Below are 21,890 nucleotides of genomic sequence, written 5' to 3'. Positions count from 1 at the left end.
CCCGCCCAAGTTGCGGGCGCCACGAAGCCACGCAGCACGGATTTGGGTGTCGAGGTCACGCCATGACGGGATTGTGGAGGGCGACGCTGCTGGCCGGCGCGTCGGCGGCGCTGTTGGCCGGCGCCAGCGGGGCGGCGCAGGCGGGGGCGTTCGGGTTGCGCGAGCAGAGCGCCCAGGCGATGGGCATGGCCTTCGCGGGCGCGGCATCAGGCTCGGGCGGCCTGTCGTCGATGTTCTGGAACCCGGCCGTGGTCACGATGAAGCCGGGCTGGAACTCGGACTTCAACGCCACCCTGGTGGCTCCCTCGGCCACCATCACGCCGACGACCGGCACCTTCCCGCCGCTGATCGGGCTCGGCGGCTCGGGCGATATCGGCCAGGCGGCGGTGCTGCCGGCGACCTACTCGAACTACCAGATCAACGACCAGCTGTTCATCGGCCTGTCCGGCGCCGCGCCGTTCGGGCTGATCACCAAGCCCAACTCGGTCTGGGCCGGCCAGACCTACAGCCGCTCGTCGAAGATCTTCAGCCTGAACTTCAACCCGGTGATCGGCTACAAGGTGAACGACTGGCTGTCGGTGGCGGCCGGTCCGGTGCTCGAATACTTCAAGCTCACCCTGCGCCAGGCCACCGGCATCACCCCGGGCGCGCCGACGGCGTTCCTCAAGGGGGATGATTGGGGCTGGGGCTTCACCGCCGGCGTGGTGGCCAGGCTCTCGGAAGGCACCACGGTCGGCGTCGGCTACCGCTCCTCGATCAACCACCAGATCGAGGGCTCGGCCTTCGGCATCGGCCAGGTGCGCGCGAGCCTGAACACGCCCGAGAAGGTCTCGGTCGGCCTGACCCAGGCGATCACGCAGGACTTCCGCCTGAACTTCGGCTTCGAGTGGGACAACTGGACGAGGATCGGCACGCCCGCGATCGTGTCGCTGGCGCTCGGCCGGCCGGTGACGGCGCTGCCGCTGAACTACAAGCACGGATTCTACTACTCGCTCGGCGCCGAGTACGACTTCACCCCGCAATGGACCGGCCGCGTCGGGTTCGCCTACGAGCAGTCGCCGATCGACATCTCGAACCGCTCGACCCGCCTGCCCGACGGCGACCGCTACTTCGCCTCGGTCGGCGCGAGCTACCGCTACAGCGAGAAGATCCAGTTCGACGTCTCCTACCAGCACCTGTTCTCCGTCGGCGGCCGCAACCGGATCGCGATCGTGCCGGGCGAGCCGCTCTACACCCCGCCGCTCGCCTTCCTGGCCACCGCCGACGCCAGCGCCGACATCGTCTCGGTCGGCCTGAAGTACCGCTGGGACACCCCGCCGGCTCCGGCGCCGATCCCGGTGCCGCTGGTGCGCAAGTACTGAGGGGAGGGCGGCGGAATCCCGCCGTCATCGTCACGCCTGGCCGTCATCCCGGGTCTCTGCGCAGGCGAGAACCCGGGATTCATGGCTGCCGAGGTCAAAACTCGATCGGCTTGCCCATGCGAGGAGCCGCTGCCGCCCCGCGTCGACTCCGACGTCAGTCGCGTGGCTGATTTCTTCGTCGCCTCCTCACTTACGGAGCCACGCGGGAAGTAACTTCCGCGTCTTCTCCTCGATCGACCTGACTGATGCCATCAACGCGGCGGTGCGAGAGTCAGGGGGAGCCAGATCGATGAGAACGGTGCAGTGAAAGCGTTCCGGGTATCGATCGTAGAAGGGCCTGTCATTGACGACCTCACGGCCGCGGCGCTTGCAGATTAGGCTGCGGTGCGCGCGGAAGTTCGGACAAGCAAGAGCTTTCTCCGCGGCGACAAGCTCCATGTACTCTTGCTTCGTGAAAACGTCCGGCGTGAAGGCGATCCTCGACCGCTTATAGCCTCCAGCTGCAACCCGGTGAGCCACGTAGGCGCAGATTGATCGATTGAGGTCGGAGTACCCGTCGGGCTCTCCGGTCCGCGCCTGCATCTCTTCGATGAAGTAGGTGGGCTCACCCAGCCAGAAGATGGTCAGTGCCGTTGCGATATCGCAATCGTCCTGCCTGACTATCCAGTCGATCACGTAAAGGGGGTTCCCCCAGTTAAAATCCAGTGCGGCCCGATGCCAGTCGTCCGGCCCAGCCCGTTGAAGCCAGGCGATGTTATCGGCGTCCCGCTCGCGCTCGCACTCTTCAAGGCTTGGATCGTCCATCGTTGCCACCTCAAGACATCGAGGCATGATGGAAGATAAATATCACTAATTTCTAAACGACAAGCACTTCCAGGATTTGATCCGCTTATTCGAGGGATTTTCTCATGTTTGATTTTATAAAACTCACGCCTCACGCTTGAGAATGGATGAGCCGGTTGCTGCCTCGCCCCGAATCCGTCAGCGTTCATGGATCCCGGGTTATGCTGCGCGGCCCCGTGACGACGCAGAAGGAGGCAACGCCGTCGAGCGACCAGAACGCCGCTTCGGATGAGAGCCCCCGGGATCACTACCCGGGGGCTTCCCTCACCTCACGCCTTCTCGAGTACGTAGGTCCCAGGCGCCTGACCGAGCGACGGCAGCACCCCGCCGCCGGGCTGGCGCGCCGGCACCCGCTCGCCGTCCTGCTGCTCGAGCCAGGAGAACCAGTACGGCCACCACGAACCCGGATGCTCGGTCGCGGCGGAGATCCACTCGGAGAGGGTGCCGTGGGCCGGCCCACCGGTCCAGTACTGGTACTTCGGCTTCGCCGGCGGGTTGACGACGCCGGCGATGTGGCCGGAACCCGCCAGCACGTAGTCGACCGGGCCGCCGAAGGCGCGGCAGCCCTCGAAGACCGAGATCGCCGGGGCGATGTGGTCCTCCCGCGTCGCGAGGTTGAAGACCGGGATCGTCACCTTGCCGAGGTCGAGGCGGACGTTGCCGAGCACCATCTCGCCGCGGGAGAGCTTGTTGTCGAGGTAGCAGTTGCGCAGGTAGAACGAGTGGTTGGCGGCCGGCATCCGGGTCGCGTCGGAATTCCAGTACAAAAGGTCGAAGGGCAGCGGCGCCTTGCCCTTCAGGTAGTTGTTGACGACGTAGGGCCAGATCAGGTCGTTCGGCCGCAGCATGTTGAAGGCGTTGGCCATCTTGGCGCCTTCGAGGTAGCCGCGCTCCTTCATGCCGGCCTCGATCGCGCGGATCTGCGGCTCGTCGACGAACACCTTGAGGTCGCCGGCATGGGTGAAGTCGACCTGCGTCGTCAGGAAGGTCACGCTGGCGATGCGGTCGTCGTCGACCGCCGCCATGTAGGCGAGGGTCACGGCGAGCAGGGTGCCGCCGACGCAGTAGCCCACAGCCGAGACCTGCCGCTCGCCGGTCGCCCGCTCGATCGCCTCCAGCGCCGCGAAGATGCCCTCGCGCATGTAGCTCTCGAAGTCCTTGGCCGCGTGGCGCGCGTCCGGGTTGACCCACGAGATCACGAACACCGTCAGGCCCTGGCTCACCGCCCAGCCGATGTAGCTCTTGTCCTTGTTGAGATCGAGGATGTAGTACTTGTTGATCCAGGGCGGCACGATCAGCAGCGGGCGCTTGAGCACCGTGTCGGTCTGCGGCGCGTACTGGATCAGCTCGATCAGGTCGTTGCGGAACACCACCTCGCCGGGGGTGCTCGCCATGTTGACGCCGACCTTGAACTGGCCCTGGTCGGTCTGGCGCACGCGCAATTCGCCGCCGCCGGCCTCGACATCCTCGGCCAGCATCTTCATGCCGCGCACCAGGTTGGCGCCGTTCTCCCGGAAGGTTTCGCGGATCAACTCCGGGTTGGTCGCCAGGAAGTTCGACGGCGAGAGCGCGCCGGAGATCTGCCGGACGTAGAACTGCGCCTTGGCGCGGGTGTGGTCGTCGAGCCCCTCGGCCTCGTCGACCAGGATCTCGGCCCAGCGGGTAGTGATCAGGTAGCCCTGCTTGAGGAAGTCGAAGACCGGGTTCGACGACCATTCGGGCGCGGCGAAGCGCTTGTCCTTGGGATCGGGCAGGGCGACGGGCGGCACCTGCTCGCCCTGCATCCGCTGCAGGGTCGAGCCCCACAGGGCCATGAACTGGCCGCCGATCAGGGTCTGGGCCTCGAGAGCCTTTTGGGGATCGGTGAACCACTTCTCGGCCACGGTGCCGAGGGTCCGCACCACCTCGGTGACCGATTCGGCCAGCGCCGTGTTCGGCTTGCCCTCCTCGAGGGGCTTGGCGTAGGCGGCGAGCGCCCGGCTGAACTGCTCGGTCATCAGGCCTGCGTTGCGCGACAAGGCCTCCACATCCGCGACCGGCGCCGTACTCCTCTCAAGTGTCACGCGCGTTCTCCTCCCTCGATGGCGGCGTCCCGCCGTGACGAGCCGCCTTTCCGACAAAATATCGTCCCAAACCGCCGGTTCCGCCAGATGACCGGGTCGGGTTTCCTCGCCGCTACGGTTTCCTCGCGCAAGGTTCCCCAACGTCCATGCCCACGTTCCCCGCTGTTCCGCTCGGCCCGACCCGCAGCTCCGCGATTATGAGGGCCGTCGCGCCCCTGATCGCCTGCCTCGCCGTCGGCGGCTGCGTCCTCGACGGCGCCTCCGTCCGCGACGCCGCGAAGTCGGCCGGATTCGGCCCCAAGGAGGTGGCGGCCCCCGACTTCGTGGCCCAGTCCCGCCGCCAGGGCGGGGACTTCCTGCCGGTCGGGGTCTCGGCGCCGCCTCGCGAGATCCGCGCCAAGTCGGCCGCCGGGGTGAAGGCGCTCGAGGCCGAGCTCGACGCCTCGCGCCAGCGCAACGAGGCCCGGGGCCGGGACGCCGCGAAGGTCGGCGGGGCGGTCAAGCCGCCGGCTCCCCCGAAAGTCCCGCCCGCCGAGTGACGCAAGTCCGCGTGAGCGACGCAAGTCCCCCGGCTGTGTGGCACCCTCGAATCTTCCTCTCGACCGCAAACCCCTCTAGACAGCGTATGTGACACGCGCGTCGCAGCGGCGGCGCCGATCAGGACCCGGCCATGACCGATTTTCACCGCATCAAGCGACTGCCCCCCTACGTCTTCGAGCAGGTCAACCGGATCAAGGCCGCCGCCCGCGCCAACGGCGCCGACATCATCGACCTCGGGATGGGCAATCCCGACCTCGAGGCGCCCCGCCACGTGATCGAGAAGCTGGTCGAGACCGCCGGCAAGCCGCGCACCGACCGCTACTCGGCCTCGAAGGGGATCGCCGGCCTGCGCCGCGCCCAGGCGAACTACTACAAGCGCCGCTTCGGCGTCTCCCTCAACCCCGACACCCAGGTGGTGGCGACCCTCGGCTCGAAGGAGGGCTTCGCCAACATGGCGCAGGCCATCACGGCGCCGGGCGACGTGGTGCTGGTGCCGAATCCGAGCTACCCGATCCACGCCTTCGGCTTCCTGATGGCCGGCGGCGTCATCCGCTCGGTCCCGGCCGAGCCGACCCCGGCCTTCTTCCCGGCGGCCGAGCGGGCGATGCAGCACTCGATCCCCAAGCCCGTGGCGCTGGTGGTCTGCTATCCGTCGAACCCGACGGCTTATGTCGCCTCCCTCGACTTCTACCGCGATCTCGTCGCCTTCGCGAAGAAGCACGAGCTGATCCTGCTGTCCGACCTCGCCTACGCCGAGGTCTACTTCGACGACGCCAACCCGCCGCCCTCCGTGCTGCAGGTGCCGGGCGCCATCGACGTGACGGTGGAGTTCACCTCCCTGTCGAAGACCTTCTCGATGGCCGGCTGGCGCATGGGCTTCGCGGTCGGCAACGAGCGGCTGCTCGCGGCGCTGACCCGTGTGAAGTCCTACCTCGATTACGGCGCCTTCACGCCGATCCAGGTCGCCGCCACCGCGGCGCTGAACGGCCCGGAGGAGTGCATCCACGAGATGCGCGCCACCTATCGCCGCCGCCGCGATGCCATGGTCGACGCGTTCCAGAAGACCGGCTGGGACATCCCGGTGCCGTCGGCCTCGATGTTCGCCTGGGTGCCGATCCCGGAGCGCTTCCGCAGCCTCGGCAGCCTCGAGTTCTCGAAGCTCCTGGTCGAGAAGGCGGACGTGGCGGTGGCGCCGGGCATCGGTTTCGGCGAGCACGGCGACGATTACGTGCGCATTGCCCTCGTCGAGAACGAGCAGCGCATCCGGCAGGCCGCCCGGAACATCCGCCGCTTCTTCGACAACGCCGACCGCACCCTGCACAACATCGTGCCGATGCAGAAGGCCGGCTGATCGCGTCCGCGCCCTCGACCATGAGGGCGCGGCCGACGGATCGCGGCTTGTGGCCGGGGGGCGACAGGGGGGCGGAAAGGTGCCGTCCCGTCGCCCCCCGGTCCCGCTTCGGGTTGATCCGGGCGGTGCGCGGCGTCAGGGTGCAGCCACGGTCACGCTCCACCCTGGGTATCCGATGCGTCGCTCGCTGAAGCTCGTCGTTCTCGCCGCCGCGGCCACCCTGCCGGCCGCCTGCGCGCCGAACCCGATCATCGCCCGCGACCCCGTCCCGGCCCCGAGCCCCGACGTCGCCTATCGCTGCAGCTCGACCCCGGCGCTCCTCAACGGCTACTGGGCCGATTGCGAGCGGGTGCGCCGGGAGACCGAGGTGGTGGTCCGCACCAAGGGCTGAACGACGGGCGCGGAGGAGCCATCGCGGCCCCGCGCCTCACGCATCCCGGACAGCACGCCGCGCCCCGGAACCGGGCGCCGCCGCCCGCGCGTTGACTGGCATCCGTTCACCAGAGGATGCCCCGCGTGAGCCCCCGTCTCCTCCTGCCCCTCGCCGCCCTGGCCTGCCTGTCGGGCCCGGCCCTCGCGCAGTCGCCCCTGACGGTGCGGGTGCGCCCGCCGGTCGCCGCCGAGCAGGATATCTACGCCCGCGCCGCCGCCCGCGGCCCGACCGTGCTGGAGGTCGCGCCCGGCGCCATCGTCGGGCCGCTTCCGGCAGGCGGGGCAGGGCTCGTGGCGATCCGCGCCGTGCCGGTCGCCGCCGTCACCAACGGCGGCGGCTTCGGGCCGACCGGGTTCGGCTATTACGGCGACAGCGTGAGCGAGGGGCCGCTCAACGGTGGGCGCCGCGTGGCGACCTACATCCTCGGCAGCCGGGCCTACTGACCAGATCGGAGGATCAACGTCATGCGCGCGAGCACGATCGCGGCCAGCCTCTTGGTCGGCCTCGTCACCCTCGGGGCGGCCGTACCGGCCGCGGCCCAGAGCGTCGGCTTCGTCACCGGCTTCCCGGGCAAGGACCCGGCCGACGACGACGGGATCGGCTGGGGCCCGGCCTACCGGCCTGAGACCAGCTTCTCCCAGCCCGGCGTCCCGCCGACACCCGGCGACTTCGCCGGTGCGGCCTACCGGGCCCGGACCGGGCACGGCCCCTACGACGCGGTCCAGGGGCCGGCGTTCCAGCGGCCGCTGCGGCCGGTGCGCGCCTACGAGCCGGGCTACGACGAGGAGCCGGCCTACGCACCGCGGGCGCGAACCGCCCGGACCAAGCAGATCTACAAGCACCGGCAGCAGGCCCGGACCAAGGTGCACCGGACCCACCGGCAGGTGATGCGCTGAGGGTGTGAAGGCTCGCACGAGAGTCTTCGTCACCGGCGAAGTCATTCCGGGGCTGCGTTGCGGAACCCGGAATTCAGAACCTCGGATGCTCAAGAACGAGGCGGGCTGCGTTCCGCTCCAGTGTGTCCCACCCGAGCGTCTGGATCCCGGGCTCCGCTACGCGGCCCCGGGATGACGAGGCGGGTTTCAGCTCTGTTGGGGCACGCCGGGCAGGCTCTGAGTCTCAAGCCTGAGTCAGCAGACCAGGCTCTAACGGGCGCCCCGCTCAGGCGAACCCTTCCAGGACGATCTTGCCCTTCGCACGCCCGCTCTCGAGGAGCGCGTGCGCGCGGCGGAGGTTCGCGGCCGTGATCGGGCCGAAATGCTCGGCGAGCGTGGTACGCAGCCGCCCGGCCTCGACGAGCCCCGCGACCTCGTCCAGCAGCGCGCCCTGCGCCGCGATGTCGACTGTGCCGAACATCGGCCGGGTGAACATGAACTCCCAGTGCAGCGACAGGCTCTTGCGCTTGAGGAGCGACACGTCGAGCGTCGCCGGGTCGTCGATCAGGGCGAGCCGGCCCTGCGGCGCCAGCAACTCGGCGATCGCCGTCAGATGGGCGTCGGTGTGCGTGGTCGAGAAGACCAGGCCCGGGGCACCGAGGCCCAGGGCCGCCACCTCCGCCGCCAGCGACCGCCCGTGATCGACCACGTGGTGGGCACCGAGCTCCCGGCTCCAGTCCTGCGTCTCCGGCCGCGAGGCGGTGGTGATGACCGTGAGGTCGGTGAGCTGGCGGGCGAGCTGGGTCGCGATCGAGCCGACGCCGCCGGCCCCGCCGACGATCAGGAGGGCGTTGGCCGCGCCCGGCACGGGCTTTCGCACGTCGAGGCGGTCGAACAGCGTCTCCCAGGCGGTGATCGCGGTCAGCGGCAGGGCCGCGGCCTCGGCGAAGGAGAGCGAGGCGGGCTTGTGCCCGACGATGCGCTCGTCGACGAGGTGGAACTCGGCATTGGTGCCGGGCCGCTCCAGGGCGCCGGCATAGAACACTGCATCGCCCGGGCGGAAGCGCGTCGCCTCGGGACCCGCCGCCACCACGATGCCGGCCGCGTCCCAGCCCAGCACCTTCCAGCCGCCCGCCTCGGGGGCGGCGCGGCGGCGCACCTTGGTGTCGACGGGGTTCACCGACACCGCCCGGACCTCGACCAGGAGGTCGCGCCCGGTGGGCTCGGGGCGGGGCAGGGTGATGTCCTGCAGGGAGGCCTCGTCCTCAATCGGCAGGGAGGTCTGGTAACCGACGGCGCGCATCTGCGGGCTCCTCTGCATCAGTCGCCGACGTGGTCACCGGTTCGGCGAAGGCAGTGATGCAAGAACAAGAGGCCGAGCCGACCTGCACGGGCAGGCTTGCTCGGGAGTGACGAAGTCCGAGATGACCGCTACTCTCCCGGCGCGCAAGAACGCACATTTCGCGCCCATAGTGTCGAAAAGGATACCGTCATGGCCCGCATCCGGCACCGCAGCCTGGCGTGCAGCCCGGGCTGCGCCGTCGAGGCGACGCTCCAGCTGATCGACGGCAAGTGGAAGGGCGTGATCCTCTATCACCTGCTGGCGGAGGTGCCGGCGCCGGAGGGCGCCCTGCGCTTCAATGCGCTCCGCCGCCGCCTGCCGAACGTGACACAGCGCATGCTGACCAACCAGTTGCGGGAGCTGGAAGCGGACGGCCTCGTCCACCGCACGGTCTACGCCGAGGTGCCGCCCCGGGTGGAGTACCGCCTGACGGAGCGCGGCCGCACCCTCGAGCCCGTGATCCGGGCGCTCAAGGCCTGGGGCGATACCCACGCCATGCCGGGGCCGGCGGCGGAGGCGGCCTGACGCGTCAACGCGACATGTTGCGGAAGACGCAGGTTCGGCCGGTATCCTCGTAGCCCGCCGGGCAGGAGGCGACGCAGGCGCCGGCCGCGAATTTCAGCGGCGGCCGGCAATAGCCCTCCTGCTGGGCCCGCGACGCGGGCGGCCGGAGGATGGCGGCCCCGATCATCACGGTGGCCGTCAGGATGATGCCGAGGGCGACGAGGCGCAGCACGGATCCGTACTCCTGTGTGCACTGCACCGCACCATATGGGGCCCGCGCGGCGCGCCGACAGACCCGCCTTCGGTGGAGGGGGGATGTGTTGACGGGGGATGCCCTCGGGGCGGCACCGTGCGGCATCCTGGCTCCGCTCTCCGGCGCGCTTGACCCGCTCCGGCAGACGTGAACCCACTCGTGCACTGGTTCCCCGGCAACGCGGCCGGTCGTGGCTCACGGAAGACCCCGCACCTCCGCAGGGAAAGGACAGGATCTCAGACGATGGCGGAGTTCAGCCGTTCGGACCTCGATTACCGCCTGAAGCAGCAGAAGATCCTGTCGGAGTTCGGCGTCGAGGCCCTGCGCGCCGACGACCTCGGCCGGCTGCTGCAGCGGGCGACCGAGCTGTGCGCGGAGGGGATGTCGGCCCAGTTCTGCAAGGCGCTGGAGTACAAGCCCGGCCACGACACGCTCCTCGTCATCGCCGGCGTCGGCTGGGGACCGAACGTGGTCGGCCAGGCCCTCGTCGGGGCCGACCTCGCCTCGCCGGCGGGCTACGCCCTCAAGACCGGGCAGCCGGTGATCTCGAACCACCTCGAGAACGAGCGCCGCTTCCGCACGCCGCAGCTGATGGCCGATCACGGCGTGCGCCGGGCCCTCAACGTGCTGATCCGCAACCGCGAGGGCGATTTCGGCGTGCTCGAGGTCGACGACACCCGCGAGGGCCAGTTCGACGAGGCCGACATCGCCTTCATGCAGGGCTTCGCCAACCTGCTCGGCGGCGCCATCGAGCGCCAGCGCGCCGAGGCCCGCCTCCAGGCCGCCCTCGACCGGCAGGAGCTGCTCACCCGCGAGATGAGCCACCGGGTCAAGAACAGCCTCGCCACCGTGGCGGGCCTGCTCTCGCTCCAGGCGCGCGGCACCGAGAGCGCCCACGTGCGCGAGGCCCTGGCCGATGCCCGCTCCCGGGTCGAGGCGGTGGCGCAGGTGCACGACCAGCTCTGGCGCCAGCCCGACCTCGCGGCGGTGGAGCTGGCGGGCTTCCTCGAGAGCCTGTGCGAGAAGCTGCGCGAGAGCGCCCCCGGCCACGCCATCACCTGCACGGCCCCCGCGATGCCGATCCCGGCCGACCTCGCGATCCCCCTGGGGCTGTTCGTCAACGAGCTCGTCACCAACGCGGTCAAGCACGCCTATCCGGGCCGCCACGGCCCGGTGCGGGTGGAGGCGGTCCCGGACGGTGCGAGCAGGGTGCTGCTCAGCGTCTCGGACGACGGCGTCGGCCTGCCCGAGGGGTTCGACGCCGGCGCCGCCCGCGGCAGCCTCGGGATGCGGGTGATCCACGGCCTGTCCCGCCAGCTCGGCGGCGAGCTCGCGGTGTCGAGCGGGGCCGGGGCGCGGTTCGCCCTGAGGCTGGATCTCGAGCGGGCGTAAGCACCCCGGCCGGCGGATTTTTCGGGGTCGTCGCGGCGACCCGCTTCCCACGGCCTCACGACTTGCACTACGCTTGCGGCAGCGCTGCCGCTCCGCGACGCCAATCAGCGGCGCAGCGCGGCGGGGACCGGAGAACCGGCCCCGCATCGAAGGAGCCCGGGCGACAGATCCGGGCGGATCCGCAGGGGTGGAAACGATGGGCGAGTTCTCCCGCGGCGGCCCGACCCGCCGCCGCATCCTGGCCTCCGGCGCCGCCGCGGCCGGCCTCGGGCTGACCGGCGGGAGCCTTCTGGGCTCGCGCCCGGCCCTCGCGGCCGTGGACTGGAAGCGCCACGCGGGCACCACCCTCGAGGTCAACCTGATCAAGGGGCCGCGCGGCGACCTGCTCCACCGTAGCGCCGCCGAGTTCACGGCGCTCACCGGGATCAAGGTCTCCTCCGAGGTGATCCCGGAGCAGCAGCAGCGCCAGAAGATCGTCATCGAGCTGACCTCCGGCCGGCCGAGCTTCGACGTGGTGCACCTCAGCTACCACGTGCAGAAGCGCCAGTTCGACAAGGCCGGCTGGCTCGCCGACCTGTCCGGCTACATGAAGGACCCGAATCTGACCGAGCCCTCCCTCAAGGAGGCCGATTTCAGTTCTGCCGGCCTGCAATACGCCAAGACGCCGAACGGCGAGATGCGCTCGCTGCCGCTCTCGGTCGACTACTTCATCCTGTACTGGAACAAGGAACTGTTCCAGAAGAAGAACGTCGCGTATCCCGCCACCTTCGACGAGATGATGCGGGCGGCCGAGACCCTGACCGACCCGAAGGCCGGCACCTACGGCTTCGTCGGCCGCGGCCTGCGCAACGCCAACATGGCGCTGTGGGGCTCGTTCTTCCTCGCCTACGGCGGTCGCTTCCTCGACGACAAGGGCAACCTGCTGATCGACGGCCCGGAGGCCGTGGAGGCAACGAAGCTCTACCAGCGCCTGCTCACCAAGACCGCGCCTCCCGGCGTCGTCGGCTTCAACTGGATGGAGTCGATGGCGGCGTTCACGCAGGGGCGGGCGGCGATGTGGCTCGACGGCGTCGGCTGGGCGCCGCCGCTCGAGGATCCCAACGCGTCGCGCGTCGTCGGCAAGGTCGGCTACGCCGTGGTGCCGAAGGGGCCGAAGGACCACGCCGCCGCCACCTACGGCGACGGCATCGGGGTCGCGGCGGCGAGCACCAAGAAGGAGGCGGGCTACCTCTACTGCCAGTGGGCGGTCTCGAAGCTGATGGGCGCGCGCCTGCTCCAGGCCGGCGGCGGCGTGCCGTTCCGCGATTCGATCCTCAACGACGCCGAGGTGCAGCAGGGTGTGAAGATGCCGCGCGAGTGGCTCGACTCGGCCATCGGCTCGGCGAAGATCAGCAAGCTCGGCCTGCCGGTGGTGGTGCCGGTGGCGGAGTTCCGCGACATCGTCGGCTCCGCCATCACCGCCACCCTGTCGGGCGCCGATCCGGCGGCCGAGCTGAAGAAGGCGGCCGAGCAGTACCGGCCGATCCTCGAGCGCAGCGAGAAGGCGTGATGGCGCGGGCCGGTCTCGCGCCGCCGGGCGTCTCCGCCGGCGAGCGGGCGCCCGCCGAGGAGGCGCCGGCCGCCCGCTGGCGCCCGCCGGGCTACTGGCCCTTCGTGCTGCCGGCCCTCGTCGTCGTCGTCGGGGTGATCGTCTTTCCCTGGGCCTTCACCCTGTGGATGAGCCTGCACGAGTGGAAGGTCGGCGCGGCGCCGGCCTTCGTCGGCCTGTCGAACTATTCCCGCCTGCCGACCGATCCGCGCTTCCTCGACGCGGTGTGGCAGACGCTCGTCTACACCGCGCTCTCGGTGGTGCTGCCGCTGATCCTCGGCACGCTCGCGGCCTGCGTGTTCCACGCCAGGTTCCCGCTGCGCGGCTTCCTGCGGGGCGTGTTCATCCTGCCGATGATGGCGACGCCCGTCGCGATCGCGCTGGTCTGGACGATGATGTTCCACCCCCAGCTCGGGGTACTGAACTACCTTCTCTCCCTCGTCGGCATCCCGCCCCAGCTCTGGGTGTTCCATCCCTCCACCGTGATCCCGTCCCTGGTCCTGGTCGAGACCTGGCAGTGGACGCCGCTCGTCATGCTGATCGTGCTCGGCGGCCTCGCGGCGCTCCCGACCGAGCCCTACGAGAGCGCGCAGATCGACGGGGCGTCGCTCTGGCAGGTGTTTCGCCACATCACCCTGCCGCTCGTCGCCCCGTTCCTGTTCGTCGCCGCGATGATCCGGATGATCGACGCCGTGAAGAGCTTCGACATCATCTTCGCCATCACCCAAGGCGGGCCCGGCACCGCGTCGGAGACGATCAACATCTACCTCTACAGCGTCGCCTTCGCCTATTACGACGTCGGCTACGGCTCGGCGATCGCGGTGGTGTTCTTCCTCCTGATCATCGCGCTCGCCGCCGCCCTGCTGGTGGTGCGCCGCCGCACGCAGGGTGCCGTCGGATGAACGGGCGCTGGCTCCTCAAGCAGGCCGCCCTGCTGTTCGCCGTCCTGGTGATCGTCTCGCCGGTGATCCTGTTCTTCGTCTGGATGCTGTCGCTCTCGGTCAAGTACGAGATCGACAATGCCGCCTACCCGCCGATCCTGATCCCCGAGCGCTTCGCCTGGAAGAACTACCTCGACGTGCTCGAGTCGAACCGGTTCTCGACCTACTTCGTCAACAGCCTGCTGGTCACCGGCACCGCCACGGCGCTCGCGCTCCTCGTCGGGGTGCCGGCGGGCTACGGCATCGCCCGGATGCGCGCCGCCAAGGCGGCGGTGGTGATCCTCGTCGCCCGCATCACGCCGGGCCTGTCCTACCTCATCCCGCTCTTCCTGCTGTTCCAGTGGCTCGGGCTCCTCGGCACGCTCTGGCCGCAGATCATCATCCACCTCGTCGTCACCGTGCCGATCGTGATCTGGATCATGATCGGCTACTTCGAGACCACGCCGCTGGAGCTGGAGGAGGCCGCTGTCATCGACGGGGCGAGCCGCTGGCAGGTCTTCCGCCACGTGGCGCTGCCGATCGCCAAGCCCGGCATCGCGGTCGCGATGATCCTGGCGGTGATCTTCTCGTGGAACAACTTCGTGTTCGGCATCGTGCTCGCCGGGCGCGAGACCCGCACCCTGCCGGTCGCGGTCTACAACATGATCTCGTTCGACCAGCTGAGCTGGGGCCCGCTCGCCGCTGCGGCGCTGATCGTCACACTGCCGGTCCTGGTGCTGACGGTGTTCGCGCAGCGCCAGATCGTCGCCGGGCTGACGGCGGGGGCAGTGAAGGGGGGCTGACGCTCTTTCACGACGGCGCGGCGAGGTCGCCGCGCCGTTGTTGACACTCAAAAACAAATGAACGATCGTTTCAATCGAAGGACCGCCTGACGGTCCCCGGCAAGAACGACATCACGGGTGGAAAACGCCGATGCTGCAGCGTGCGGACACCTATGCCGACCTCGTGGCGCAATTCCGCTGGCGGATCCCGGCGCGCTACAACATCGGCACCGACGTCTGCGACCGGCACGCCCCGGGCAACCCGCTCGCGCTGATCCACCTCGACCACGACGGCAGCGTGCGGCGATACGGCTTCGACGACCTGCGCCGCCTGTCGAACCGCTTCGCCAACGTGCTCGCCGCGCACGGGCTCGCCCGCGGCGACCGGATCGGCGTGCTGCTGCCGCAGGCGCCCGAGACGGCAGTGGCCCACATCACCGGCTTCCGGGCCGGGCTCATCACCATCCCGCTCTTCGTGCTGTTCGGGCCCGATGCGCTCGCCTACCGCCTCGGCAACAGCGGCGCGAAGGCCGTGGTGACCGACCGGGCCGGCGCCGCGCTGCTCTCCGGGATCCGCGACGCGCTGCCGGACCTCGAGCGGATCTACTGCATCGACGGGGCCGCCGACGGGGCCGAGGACTTCCACGCCCTCTGCGCGCGCGCCTCGGACGCCTTCGCGCCGGTCGACACCGCCGCCGACGACCCGGCGGTCATCATCTACACCTCCGGCACCACCGGCGACCCGAAGGGGGCGCTGCACGCCCACCGGGTGCTGCTCGGTCACCTGCCGGGCGTCGAGATGCCCCAGCGCTTCCTGCCGCAGGCGGGCGACCGGTTCTGGACCCCGGCGGACTGGGCCTGGATCGGCGGCCTGCTCGACGTGCTGCTGCCGGCCCTGCACCACGGCGTCCCGGTCGTGTCGCATCGCGCGAAGAAATTCGACCCGGAGGCGGCGTTCCGGCTGATGGCCGAGCAGGAGGTGCGCAACGTCTTCCTGCCCCCCACCGCCATGAAGCTGATGCGCCAGATGCGCGCGACGCCCTATCCGGGCTTGAACCTCCGTTCCGTCGGCAGCGGCGGCGAGAGCCTCGGGGCGGAGATGCTGGCCTGGGGCGAGGCGGTGCTCGGCGTGCCGATCAACGAGTTCTACGGCCAGACCGAGTGCAATCTCGTCGTCTCCTCCTGCGCCGACCTGTTTCCGGCCCGCCCCGGCGCCATGGGCCGGCCGGTGCCCGGCCACGACGTGCGGATGGTCGACGGGGAGGGCCGGGAGGTGCCGGACGGCACCACCGGCCACATCGCGGTGCGCCGGCCCGACCCGGTGATGTTCCTCGGCTACTGGCGGAACCCGGAGGCGACGGAGCGCAAGTTCATCGGCGACTGGCTGATCACCGGCGACCTCGGCCGGCGCGACCCGGACGGCTTCCTGTGGTTCGTCGGGCGCGACGACGACGTCATCACCTCGGCGGGCTACCGCATCGGCCCCGGCGAGATCGAGGATTGCCTGCTGCGCCACCCGGGCGTCGCGATGTGCGGCGTCGTCGGCGTGCCGGACCCGGTCCGCACCGAGGCGGTGAAGGCCTTCATCGTGCTGAAAGCCGGCGTCGAGGGCACGCCGGAGCTGGCGCGCGAGATCCAGGACTTCGTGCGCACGCGGCTCGCCGCCCACGAGTACCCCCGCCACGTCGCCTTCGTGGACGAGTTGCCGATGACCGCCACGGGCAAGATCATCCGGCGGGCGCTCAGGGAACGGGGAGGGGCGTGAAGATTCTCTCGACCGCCGATCGAACAATCGCACAGCATCAGACACACGTCGTCATCCCGGGGCTCGCCTGAAAGGCGAGAACCCGGGATCCATAAACGCTGACGGTTGCGGAACAGGCGACCAACGTTCCGCTTCATCATGGATCAGTGGTTATGGATCCCGGGTTCCGCTCCGCGGCCCCGGGATGCCGATCGAAAACAATCGAACATCCGGCGACCAACGACCGGATGCCACCACGACACCGGGAGGACACCATGCCGACACGCCAATTCCGCCGACCGTTCCGCCTGCTGGCGCTCGCCGCCGCGTCCCTCGTCTCCCTCGCCCAGGCCCACGCCGCCTCGCCCCCGACCCGCGTCACCCTCGGCGTGCTGAACGACCGCGCCGGCCCCTACTCGGACCTCGCCGGCGAGGGCTCGGTGGTGGCGGCCGAGATGGCGGCGGCGGACTTCAAGGCGCAGAATCCCGGGTTCGACATCCGGGTCCTGTCCGCCGACCACCAGAACAAGCCGGATGTCGGGGCGGGCGTCGTTCGCCAGTGGATCGACCGCGATGACATCGACGTGGTGCTCGACGTGCCGTTCTCCTCCGTCGCGCTCGCGGTGCACCAGATCGTGCGCGAGAAGAACCGGCTGATGATCAATTCCGGTGCCGGCGCCTCGGAGATCACCGGCGCCTTGTGCTCGCCTAACACGATTCACTGGACCTACGACACCTGGGCGCTCGCCAACGGCACCGGCGGCGCGATGGTGCGCAGCGGCGGCGACACCTGGTTCTTCATCACCGCCGACTACGCCTTCGGCAAGGCGCTGGAGCGCGACGTCTCGGAGGTGGTCGAGCGCAACGGCGGCAAGGTGCTGGGCTCGGTCCGCCACCCGGTCGCGGCCACCGACTACTCGTCGTTCCTGATCCAGGCGCAGGGCTCGCGGGCCAAGGTGATCGGGCTGGCGAATGCCGGTAGCGACACCATCAACACGATCAAGCAGGGGGCCGAGTTCGGCGTGGCCGAGGGCGGCCAGCGCCTCGCCGGCCTCCTGGTCTTCCTGAGCGACGTCCACTCCCTCGGCCTCAAGGTGGCGCAGGGGCTGGTGCTGACGGAGGCCTTCTACTGGGACCTCAACGACGGCACCCGCGCCTGGTCGCGCCGCTTCGCCGAGCGCCACAAGGGCCGGATGCCGACCATGGTCCAGGCTGGCGTCTACTCGGGCATGATGCATTACCTCAAGGCCGTGAAGGCGACCGGCAGCAAGGACCCGGCCACGGTGACCGCCGAGATGCGGAGGACGCCCGCGGAGGACCCGCTGTTCGGCCGCTCCGAGGTGCGGGCCGACGGGCGGGTGACCCACCCGATGTACCTGTTCGAGGTCAAGAAGCCGGCCGAGTCGAAGGGGCCGTGGGACTATTACCGCTTGGTCTCGACGATCCCCGCCGACCAGGCCTTCCGGCCGCTGAAGGCCGGCAACTGCCCGCTGGTATCGCCCTGAGGTCCCGCCCATGAAGCTCCATCATTGCGTCGGCGCGCGGTCGTTCCGCCCGCTCTGGGCCCTCGAGGCGCTGGAGCTGCCCTACACGCTCGCGATGCTGCCCTTCCCGCCGCGGGCCCGCGCCAAGGAGTACTTCGCCCTCAACCCCCTCGGCACGATCCCGCTGCTCGAGGACGGCGCGACGCGGATGACCGAATCGGCGGCGATCTGCGAGTACCTGGCGGCCCGCCACGGTGCCGGCACCCTCGGGGTGCGGCCGGACGAGGCCGAGTACGGCCGCTACCTCAACGCGCTCCATTTCGGCGAGGCGACCCTGACCTTCCCGCAGACCCTGGTGCTGCGCTACGGCCGCTTCGAGCCGCCGGAGCGGCGCGCGCCCGGCATCGTCGAGGACTACACGCGCTGGTTCCTGTCCCGGCTCAAGGGGTTCGGGGAGGTTCTGGGCGGGCGGTCCTATATCTGCGCGGGGCGCTTCACCGCCGCCGATATCAGCGTCGGCTACGCCCTGATGCTGGCCGAGTTCGCAGGCCTCGGCGACCAGCTGCCGGATTTCGCAAAAGCCTACTGGGAGGGCCTGAAGGCCGAGCCGTCCTACGCCCGGGCGCTCGCCGCCGAGCGGCGGGCGGCGGAGGAGCAGGGCGTGTCCCCGGTGCCCTCGCCCCTCGGCGGCTGAGAGCCCCCGACTCCGCGCGCCGCTCCGGCGCCGGCGCGCTGGTCGCCACGCCATCTCGGGCGCCATCGCGCAGGGGAGGCCGGCCGCGATCGTGGCGCGACGGACGGCACCGGTCGAGCGGGTGCCGCCGGACGATGCCTGCTCGGCCGAGCGCGCGGCAGCGGGACGGCCGAGACACGTCCGGTCGCCTCGGTCCTGGGCGGAGGCCGAGGCCCCGGTGGACGACCGCCCCGTGGCCGCGGACGGGCCGCGTCACGCCTCGCCGTCGCGCAGGGCCTGCAGGAAGCGCTCGATCTCTGGCAGTTCGCAGGAGAAGGACACGGTGCCGGGCTCGACCCGCACGTCGCGCGGGAGCAGGTAGGCGCAGCGCTGGCCGTACAGGGCGCAGAGGCGCGACTGGATGGTGTTGAAGCAGCCGATGGCCGCGACGACCGTGCCCTCCGGCGCGAAGACCGAGGCGTGCAGACCCGAGCCGAACTCCCCCACGATAACGGCCGCCTGGTTGAACAGGCGGACCTGCTCCCGCAACGGCATCTCCTCGGGATGGACGATCTCGAAGCCGTAACGCCGGGCGGCCTCCTCGAAGGCCGCGCGCTGCGGGAAGACCTTGCGGGCGCCGGACGTCCTGCCCTCGATCCGGCTTCGCGAGATGCAGAGCCGCCGCCAGCCCGGCTTCGTGGTGCGTAGCGGCCGATACAGGTTCTGAACGCACGGGTGGAAGTGGTGGTCGCAGGAGAGAGGGTAGGTCGGCACGACGAGCCGGCCGCAATCCAGGATCTCAGCCTCCGGATCGTACGCGATCCGCCGGCACGGCCCGAACAGCAGGGTGACGAGCTCGCCCGCCCAGTCCGGCGTATCGGCCGGCCAGAGCAGCGCCGTGTCGGCGAAGCGATCGCCCAGGGTGAGCCGCGCGACGTGCAGCCGGGGCAGGAAGTCGACCAGCCAGTGGCCGTAGATCCGATGGCCCGGGCCCGCGAAGGCGATGCAGGTTTCGTCGATGCGGCGCCGCCGACGCTGCCCGAGGCCCGGATAGGCCGCGTGGGCCCAGGTCACGGGTACGTCGTCGAGGGCATTGCCCTCCACCACGAGGGCGCCCTGGTCGAGGACGTGGCCGGGGCCGAACACGCTCGCCCCGCCCAGGATCCGGCAGCCGACGGAGGGGATCTCGTAGGCCCGGCCGTTGACGGCGTCGATGTCGTCCGGCTCGGGCATGCCGCCCCACGCCAGGAGGGGCAGGCTCTGCGTGGGCAGGGCCGGCCCGCCGCATCGGACGTAGCCGCGGGCGCGCCGGAGCGCCCCGTCCAGGTCGCTGAGCGGGGCCCCGTCGCGAACACTCACCGTCCGCAGCGCCCGCCCCTCGTCGACGGCCTCGGTCAGGCAGGCGACGTCGCGCCGCGAGAACCGGACCGCGAGACGCTCCGGCCGCAGGTCGGGCGCCGCCACCGAGGCCACGAGCCGGAAGCCCCACCGCGCCGCGCGCGGGCCGAACAGGGCGACGAGGTCCTGGCGCGCGACGACCTCGACGAGCGCCCTCAGGGGTTTGCCGTCGAGGAGAAGACGCGGCGCCCACCCGCTCGTCCAACCGGAGACGCGCACGACGCCATCGACAATCCTGAACCCGTCAACAGCCCTGCCCATCCGCCCGGTCCGACGCGTGAGATCTGCAGCGGACTCGTTACACCAGCCGCGGCGCGACAGCCTATACGGGCGAGGCGCCGTCGGGCCTCGGCCGGGCGGCGAAGCCGGACCGGTGGGTGCGAGTCTCTCAGGCACCCCTGCGCTGAATGGACGAAGTCCCGCGTCGATGCGCCCCGCGGAAAGGGCGGACGGCTATAGTTTTGCAAAATCAATACCTTGAGGGCGGCAGAACCCTGATCATTGGAAGACCTTTTTGCTGGATTTGTAAGTCTGCGCACAGTACACGACACTGGCGGCATCCGGATTGAACCGGCGAGACGCTACTTGTCAGGCTCTTACCCATTTCCCGGACGACTGCAGCGTCAGCGGAAGGAGATCCGGGACCCGGCACAGGATGTGCCGCGAAGCGGCTTCATATCTACAACGTTGCAGACGCACGGTCGCTTCGTGAAATCTAATTGCCGGATCCGGGATCTCCTTCCGCTCCGCTGCAATCATCCGGGACAGAGTGAGGAGCTTGGCTGGACTGCCGTTCCGGCAAGGTCTGGTCATTGTCGTGTATCATGACGTCGGAGGGGAGTGTAACTCCTCTGTCAAAGGGCAGGCCGCTCCTTGCCCAAGGGGTCATCCATCTCAGATCAAGGAGAGCCCGGCAGAGGCTGAGACGGCCTTGTGCGGTGGGAGGCCCGAGGTGAGCAGGTCGCGCCCTGCCGCACGCGCTAGATGTCTCAAAAAATGTGCGGAGCGTCCCTAAAATCAAGGAGTCGATAGCCCCGGCCATATGCTTGTTGTTCAATTCAATACGCTTGGGCATGTAACTTGCCCTTCAGGTGCCGAGACATCCTTGACTTATGCCGCGCTATCACTTCAGACTGAGACTCCACGGTCAATTTCTAGACCATAGCGAATGTCTTGAGCTCGTCGGCAGTGAGGCCGCACGAGAGAAAGCACATCAAGTCGCCCGGGCGCTCCTTGAGCTCGCCGACAGCAGGATTCCGTGGACGGAGGGCGTTCTGGTGATTGAGAGCAGCGACGGCTGCGAGCCAATCATTCTGCCCATCATCGACGCGCTCACTGGCAGAGAGAAAATGACCCACCACTAAGCTATACGTTGCTTCCGACTTGTTGAACAAGGTGGCAACCTGGCATGGCGGGCGAGGCCGACGACCGCACGACGGTCCTGATCGCGCGTTCCGTGTCATTGCGCAGCGGGTGGGTCGTGCAGCGCGGCCCGGCGAGTGCCGGCGCGACGGGCACACGAGTCTCTCCTCGCGCTGCCTTGCTCTCCGCTCGCCCAGCCGATGCCCCTGGCGGCGCCGAGCGTTTCGATTCGGGGATCTCGAGTTCGACCGGCGGTTCGTGCCGCTTGGCGGCGTGATCCGGCAGAGGCTGACCACGATGCGCATTCCCACATGAGCATCGAGAGGCGATCCATGCTGGCCTTTCGCAGGACGTTCTCTGGGCAAAGCGCGATGCCGAGGGTCGGTCGCATTCCCTGGTCGGGCATTCTGCCAATGTCATACCGCCGCGCTTAGCTTTTGACTCGTGGAGGGTTTTCACCGGCGTGTGCGTGTGATTCGCTGCTTCCCTGAACCGGGGAGGAGCCTGTGACGCGTGCCGTCGAGATCCGGAGCGACATCGCCATGGCCGCCGACCTGCGACGGCAGGCTAAGCGGGAGCCGCGCCGGCGGACCGCCCTGCGCCTGCTGGCCGTGGCCAACGCCCTCGACGGCATGAGCCGGGCCGAGGCGGCGGGCGGCCGGGATCGAGCGACAGGCGCTCTGCGACGCCGTCAAGCGCTTCAACGCCGAGGGGCTCGCCGGCTTGGTCGACCGCCCGCCCGGCCGTCGACCGGAGCGTCTGAGCGAGGGCGAGCAGGCGGTGCTGGTTCACCACATCCTGCGGGGTCCCGATCCCGACCGCGGCGGACCCGCCAGCTGGACCCTGCCGGACCTGTGTCGCGTCATCAAGGCTCGCTTCGGCAAGACTGATGTTGACCCGCTGTCGTGGAGCCCTTCAGGCTTTCCCACGAGGTGCCTTCCATGCCGCACCCACGTCGGCCCTAGCTGTGAGCTTTCAGGAG

Annotated in this window: 21 protein-coding genes; 16 read left to right on the top strand and 5 right to left on the bottom strand. The window is 69.7% G+C overall.

Annotation, left to right across the window (positions count from 1 at the left end; all coding sequences use genetic code 11):
* Nucleotides 1-62: 62 nt before the first annotated feature.
* Nucleotides 63-1,361: an OmpP1/FadL family transporter gene (locus VQ02_RS07530; RefSeq protein ID WP_048443558.1), complete on the top strand. Its 1,299-nt coding sequence runs from the start codon at nucleotides 63-65 to the stop codon at nucleotides 1,359-1,361.
* 186 nt (nucleotides 1,362-1,547) lie between these two features.
* Here VQ02_RS07530 and VQ02_RS07525 read toward each other — a convergent pair whose 3' ends face one another.
* Nucleotides 1,548-2,165 (bottom strand): DUF4274 domain-containing protein, encoded by a 618-nt coding sequence (locus tag VQ02_RS07525; RefSeq protein ID WP_048443557.1) that lies wholly within the window; start codon nucleotides 2,163-2,165, stop codon nucleotides 1,548-1,550.
* 308 nt (nucleotides 2,166-2,473) lie between these two features.
* A complete protein-coding gene (gene phaC / locus VQ02_RS07520; RefSeq protein ID WP_048443556.1) occupies nucleotides 2,474-4,267 on the bottom strand; it encodes a class I poly(R)-hydroxyalkanoic acid synthase in 1,794 nt (597 codons plus the stop codon).
* A gap of 197 nt (nucleotides 4,268-4,464) precedes the next feature.
* On the opposite strand from phaC, the gene VQ02_RS07515 reads away from it, so the two are divergent.
* The 5 genes from VQ02_RS07515 (at nucleotide 4,465) to VQ02_RS07495 (ending at nucleotide 7,487) form a co-directional block, all read left to right on the top strand.
* Complete coding sequence (locus VQ02_RS07515; RefSeq protein ID WP_157080545.1) at nucleotides 4,465-4,806, top strand: hypothetical protein; 342 nt, start codon at nucleotides 4,465-4,467, stop codon at nucleotides 4,804-4,806.
* 131 nt (nucleotides 4,807-4,937) lie between these two features.
* Nucleotides 4,938-6,158 carry an LL-diaminopimelate aminotransferase gene (locus VQ02_RS07510; RefSeq protein ID WP_048443554.1) on the top strand — a complete coding sequence of 407 codons (1,221 nt, stop codon included), beginning with the start codon at nucleotides 4,938-4,940 and terminating at the stop codon, nucleotides 6,156-6,158.
* A gap of 175 nt (nucleotides 6,159-6,333) precedes the next feature.
* Nucleotides 6,334-6,549: a hypothetical protein gene (locus tag VQ02_RS07505; RefSeq protein WP_048443553.1), complete on the top strand. Its 216-nt coding sequence runs from the start codon at nucleotides 6,334-6,336 to the stop codon at nucleotides 6,547-6,549.
* 125 nt (nucleotides 6,550-6,674) lie between these two features.
* Nucleotides 6,675-7,034 (top strand): hypothetical protein, encoded by a 360-nt coding sequence (locus VQ02_RS07500; protein ID WP_425339883.1) that lies wholly within the window; start codon nucleotides 6,675-6,677, stop codon nucleotides 7,032-7,034.
* A gap of 21 nt (nucleotides 7,035-7,055) precedes the next feature.
* Nucleotides 7,056-7,487 (top strand): hypothetical protein, encoded by a 432-nt coding sequence (locus VQ02_RS07495; RefSeq protein ID WP_048443551.1) that lies wholly within the window; start codon nucleotides 7,056-7,058, stop codon nucleotides 7,485-7,487.
* Between the two features lie 265 nt (nucleotides 7,488-7,752).
* Here the strand turns inward: VQ02_RS07495 and VQ02_RS07490 are convergent, their stop codons facing one another.
* Entirely contained in the window at nucleotides 7,753-8,769 is a 1,017-nt protein-coding gene (locus VQ02_RS07490; RefSeq protein WP_048443550.1) for a zinc-binding alcohol dehydrogenase family protein, read from the bottom strand.
* Nucleotides 8,770-8,958: 189 nt separating this feature from the next.
* Here VQ02_RS07490 and VQ02_RS07485 point away from each other — a divergent pair, with 189 nt between their 5' ends.
* Nucleotides 8,959-9,333: a winged helix-turn-helix transcriptional regulator gene (locus VQ02_RS07485; RefSeq protein WP_048443549.1), complete on the top strand. Its 375-nt coding sequence runs from the start codon at nucleotides 8,959-8,961 to the stop codon at nucleotides 9,331-9,333.
* A 4-nt stretch (nucleotides 9,334-9,337) separates the two neighbouring features.
* On the opposite strand, the gene VQ02_RS07480 is transcribed toward VQ02_RS07485, so the two are convergent.
* A complete protein-coding gene (locus VQ02_RS07480; RefSeq protein WP_048443548.1) occupies nucleotides 9,338-9,544 on the bottom strand; it encodes a hypothetical protein in 207 nt (68 codons plus the stop codon).
* 264 nt (nucleotides 9,545-9,808) lie between these two features.
* Between VQ02_RS07480 and VQ02_RS07475 the strand changes: the two genes are divergently transcribed.
* From VQ02_RS07475 to VQ02_RS07445, 7 genes are all read left to right on the top strand, one after another.
* Nucleotides 9,809-10,957 carry a sensor histidine kinase gene (locus tag VQ02_RS07475; RefSeq protein WP_048443547.1) on the top strand — a complete coding sequence of 383 codons (1,149 nt, stop codon included), beginning with the start codon at nucleotides 9,809-9,811 and terminating at the stop codon, nucleotides 10,955-10,957.
* 196 nt (nucleotides 10,958-11,153) lie between these two features.
* Nucleotides 11,154-12,506 carry an ABC transporter substrate-binding protein gene (locus tag VQ02_RS07470; protein ID WP_048443546.1) on the top strand — a complete coding sequence of 451 codons (1,353 nt, stop codon included), beginning with the start codon at nucleotides 11,154-11,156 and terminating at the stop codon, nucleotides 12,504-12,506.
* A complete protein-coding gene (locus tag VQ02_RS07465) occupies nucleotides 12,506-13,447 on the top strand; it encodes a carbohydrate ABC transporter permease (protein ID WP_048443545.1) in 942 nt (313 codons plus the stop codon). Before VQ02_RS07470 ends, VQ02_RS07465 begins: the two co-directional genes overlap by 1 nt.
* Nucleotides 13,444-14,268 carry a carbohydrate ABC transporter permease gene (locus tag VQ02_RS07460; RefSeq protein ID WP_048443544.1) on the top strand — a complete coding sequence of 275 codons (825 nt, stop codon included), beginning with the start codon at nucleotides 13,444-13,446 and terminating at the stop codon, nucleotides 14,266-14,268. The genes VQ02_RS07465 and VQ02_RS07460 overlap by 4 nt, the downstream gene beginning before the upstream one ends.
* Before the next feature lie 130 nt (nucleotides 14,269-14,398).
* On the top strand, nucleotides 14,399-16,012 hold the full coding sequence (locus tag VQ02_RS07455) for an acyl-CoA synthetase (RefSeq protein WP_048443543.1): 1,614 nt from the start codon (nucleotides 14,399-14,401) through the stop codon (nucleotides 16,010-16,012).
* A 254-nt stretch (nucleotides 16,013-16,266) separates the two neighbouring features.
* Complete coding sequence (locus VQ02_RS07450; RefSeq protein ID WP_048443542.1) at nucleotides 16,267-17,496, top strand: ABC transporter substrate-binding protein; 1,230 nt, start codon at nucleotides 16,267-16,269, stop codon at nucleotides 17,494-17,496.
* A gap of 10 nt (nucleotides 17,497-17,506) precedes the next feature.
* Entirely contained in the window at nucleotides 17,507-18,169 is a 663-nt protein-coding gene (locus tag VQ02_RS07445) for a glutathione S-transferase family protein (RefSeq protein WP_048443541.1), read from the top strand.
* Between the two features lie 252 nt (nucleotides 18,170-18,421).
* Here the strand turns inward: VQ02_RS07445 and VQ02_RS07440 are convergent, their stop codons facing one another.
* Nucleotides 18,422-19,765, bottom strand: coding sequence for a glycosyltransferase family 61 protein (locus tag VQ02_RS07440; RefSeq protein WP_048443540.1), 1,344 nt, complete (start codon nucleotides 19,763-19,765; stop codon nucleotides 18,422-18,424).
* Nucleotides 19,766-20,658: 893 nt separating this feature from the next.
* On the opposite strand from VQ02_RS07440, the gene VQ02_RS39990 reads away from it, so the two are divergent.
* Nucleotides 20,659-20,910, top strand: coding sequence for a DUF6894 family protein (locus tag VQ02_RS39990; RefSeq protein WP_048443539.1), 252 nt, complete (start codon nucleotides 20,659-20,661; stop codon nucleotides 20,908-20,910).
* 661 nt (nucleotides 20,911-21,571) lie between these two features.
* Nucleotides 21,572-21,890 (top strand): helix-turn-helix domain-containing protein (locus VQ02_RS39985; protein ID WP_157080544.1); only part of this gene is annotated, 319 nt, incomplete at its 3' end.

The sequence above is a fragment of the Methylobacterium variabile genome (genome assembly GCF_001043975.1).
In the GTDB taxonomy this organism is placed as follows: domain Bacteria; phylum Pseudomonadota; class Alphaproteobacteria; order Rhizobiales; family Beijerinckiaceae; genus Methylobacterium; species Methylobacterium variabile.
Note: the sequence above shows the minus strand (reverse complement) of the source record. Positions and strands in the feature narration are given on the sequence as shown.

Bases quoted from the DNA above. Each gene is read 5' to 3' on its own strand.
- VQ02_RS07495 (WP_048443551.1), top strand. From the start codon at position 7,056: ATGCGCGCGAGCACGATCGCGGCCAGCCTCTTGGTCGGCCTCGTCACC.
- VQ02_RS07530 (WP_048443558.1), top strand. From the start codon at position 63: ATGACGGGATTGTGGAGGGCGACGCTGCTGGCCGGCGCGTCGGCGGCG.
- VQ02_RS07470 (WP_048443546.1), top strand. From the start codon at position 11,154: ATGGGCGAGTTCTCCCGCGGCGGCCCGACCCGCCGCCGCATCCTGGCC.
- VQ02_RS07505 (WP_048443553.1), top strand. From the start codon at position 6,334: ATGCGTCGCTCGCTGAAGCTCGTCGTTCTCGCCGCCGCGGCCACCCTG.
- VQ02_RS07460 (WP_048443544.1), top strand. From the start codon at position 13,444: ATGAACGGGCGCTGGCTCCTCAAGCAGGCCGCCCTGCTGTTCGCCGTC.
- VQ02_RS07450 (WP_048443542.1), top strand. From the start codon at position 16,267: ATGCCGACACGCCAATTCCGCCGACCGTTCCGCCTGCTGGCGCTCGCC.
- VQ02_RS07490 (WP_048443550.1), bottom strand. From the start codon at position 8,769: ATGCGCGCCGTCGGTTACCAGACCTCCCTGCCGATTGAGGACGAGGCC.
- VQ02_RS39990 (WP_048443539.1), top strand. From the start codon at position 20,659: ATGCCGCGCTATCACTTCAGACTGAGACTCCACGGTCAATTTCTAGAC.
- VQ02_RS07455 (WP_048443543.1), top strand. From the start codon at position 14,399: ATGCTGCAGCGTGCGGACACCTATGCCGACCTCGTGGCGCAATTCCGC.
- VQ02_RS07475 (WP_048443547.1), top strand. From the start codon at position 9,809: ATGGCGGAGTTCAGCCGTTCGGACCTCGATTACCGCCTGAAGCAGCAG.
- VQ02_RS07465 (WP_048443545.1), top strand. From the start codon at position 12,506: ATGGCGCGGGCCGGTCTCGCGCCGCCGGGCGTCTCCGCCGGCGAGCGG.
- VQ02_RS07445 (WP_048443541.1), top strand. From the start codon at position 17,507: ATGAAGCTCCATCATTGCGTCGGCGCGCGGTCGTTCCGCCCGCTCTGG.
- VQ02_RS07525 (WP_048443557.1), bottom strand. From the start codon at position 2,165: ATGGACGATCCAAGCCTTGAAGAGTGCGAGCGCGAGCGGGACGCCGAT.
- VQ02_RS07515 (WP_157080545.1), top strand. From the start codon at position 4,465: ATGAGGGCCGTCGCGCCCCTGATCGCCTGCCTCGCCGTCGGCGGCTGC.
- VQ02_RS07510 (WP_048443554.1), top strand. From the start codon at position 4,938: ATGACCGATTTTCACCGCATCAAGCGACTGCCCCCCTACGTCTTCGAG.
- VQ02_RS07485 (WP_048443549.1), top strand. From the start codon at position 8,959: ATGGCCCGCATCCGGCACCGCAGCCTGGCGTGCAGCCCGGGCTGCGCC.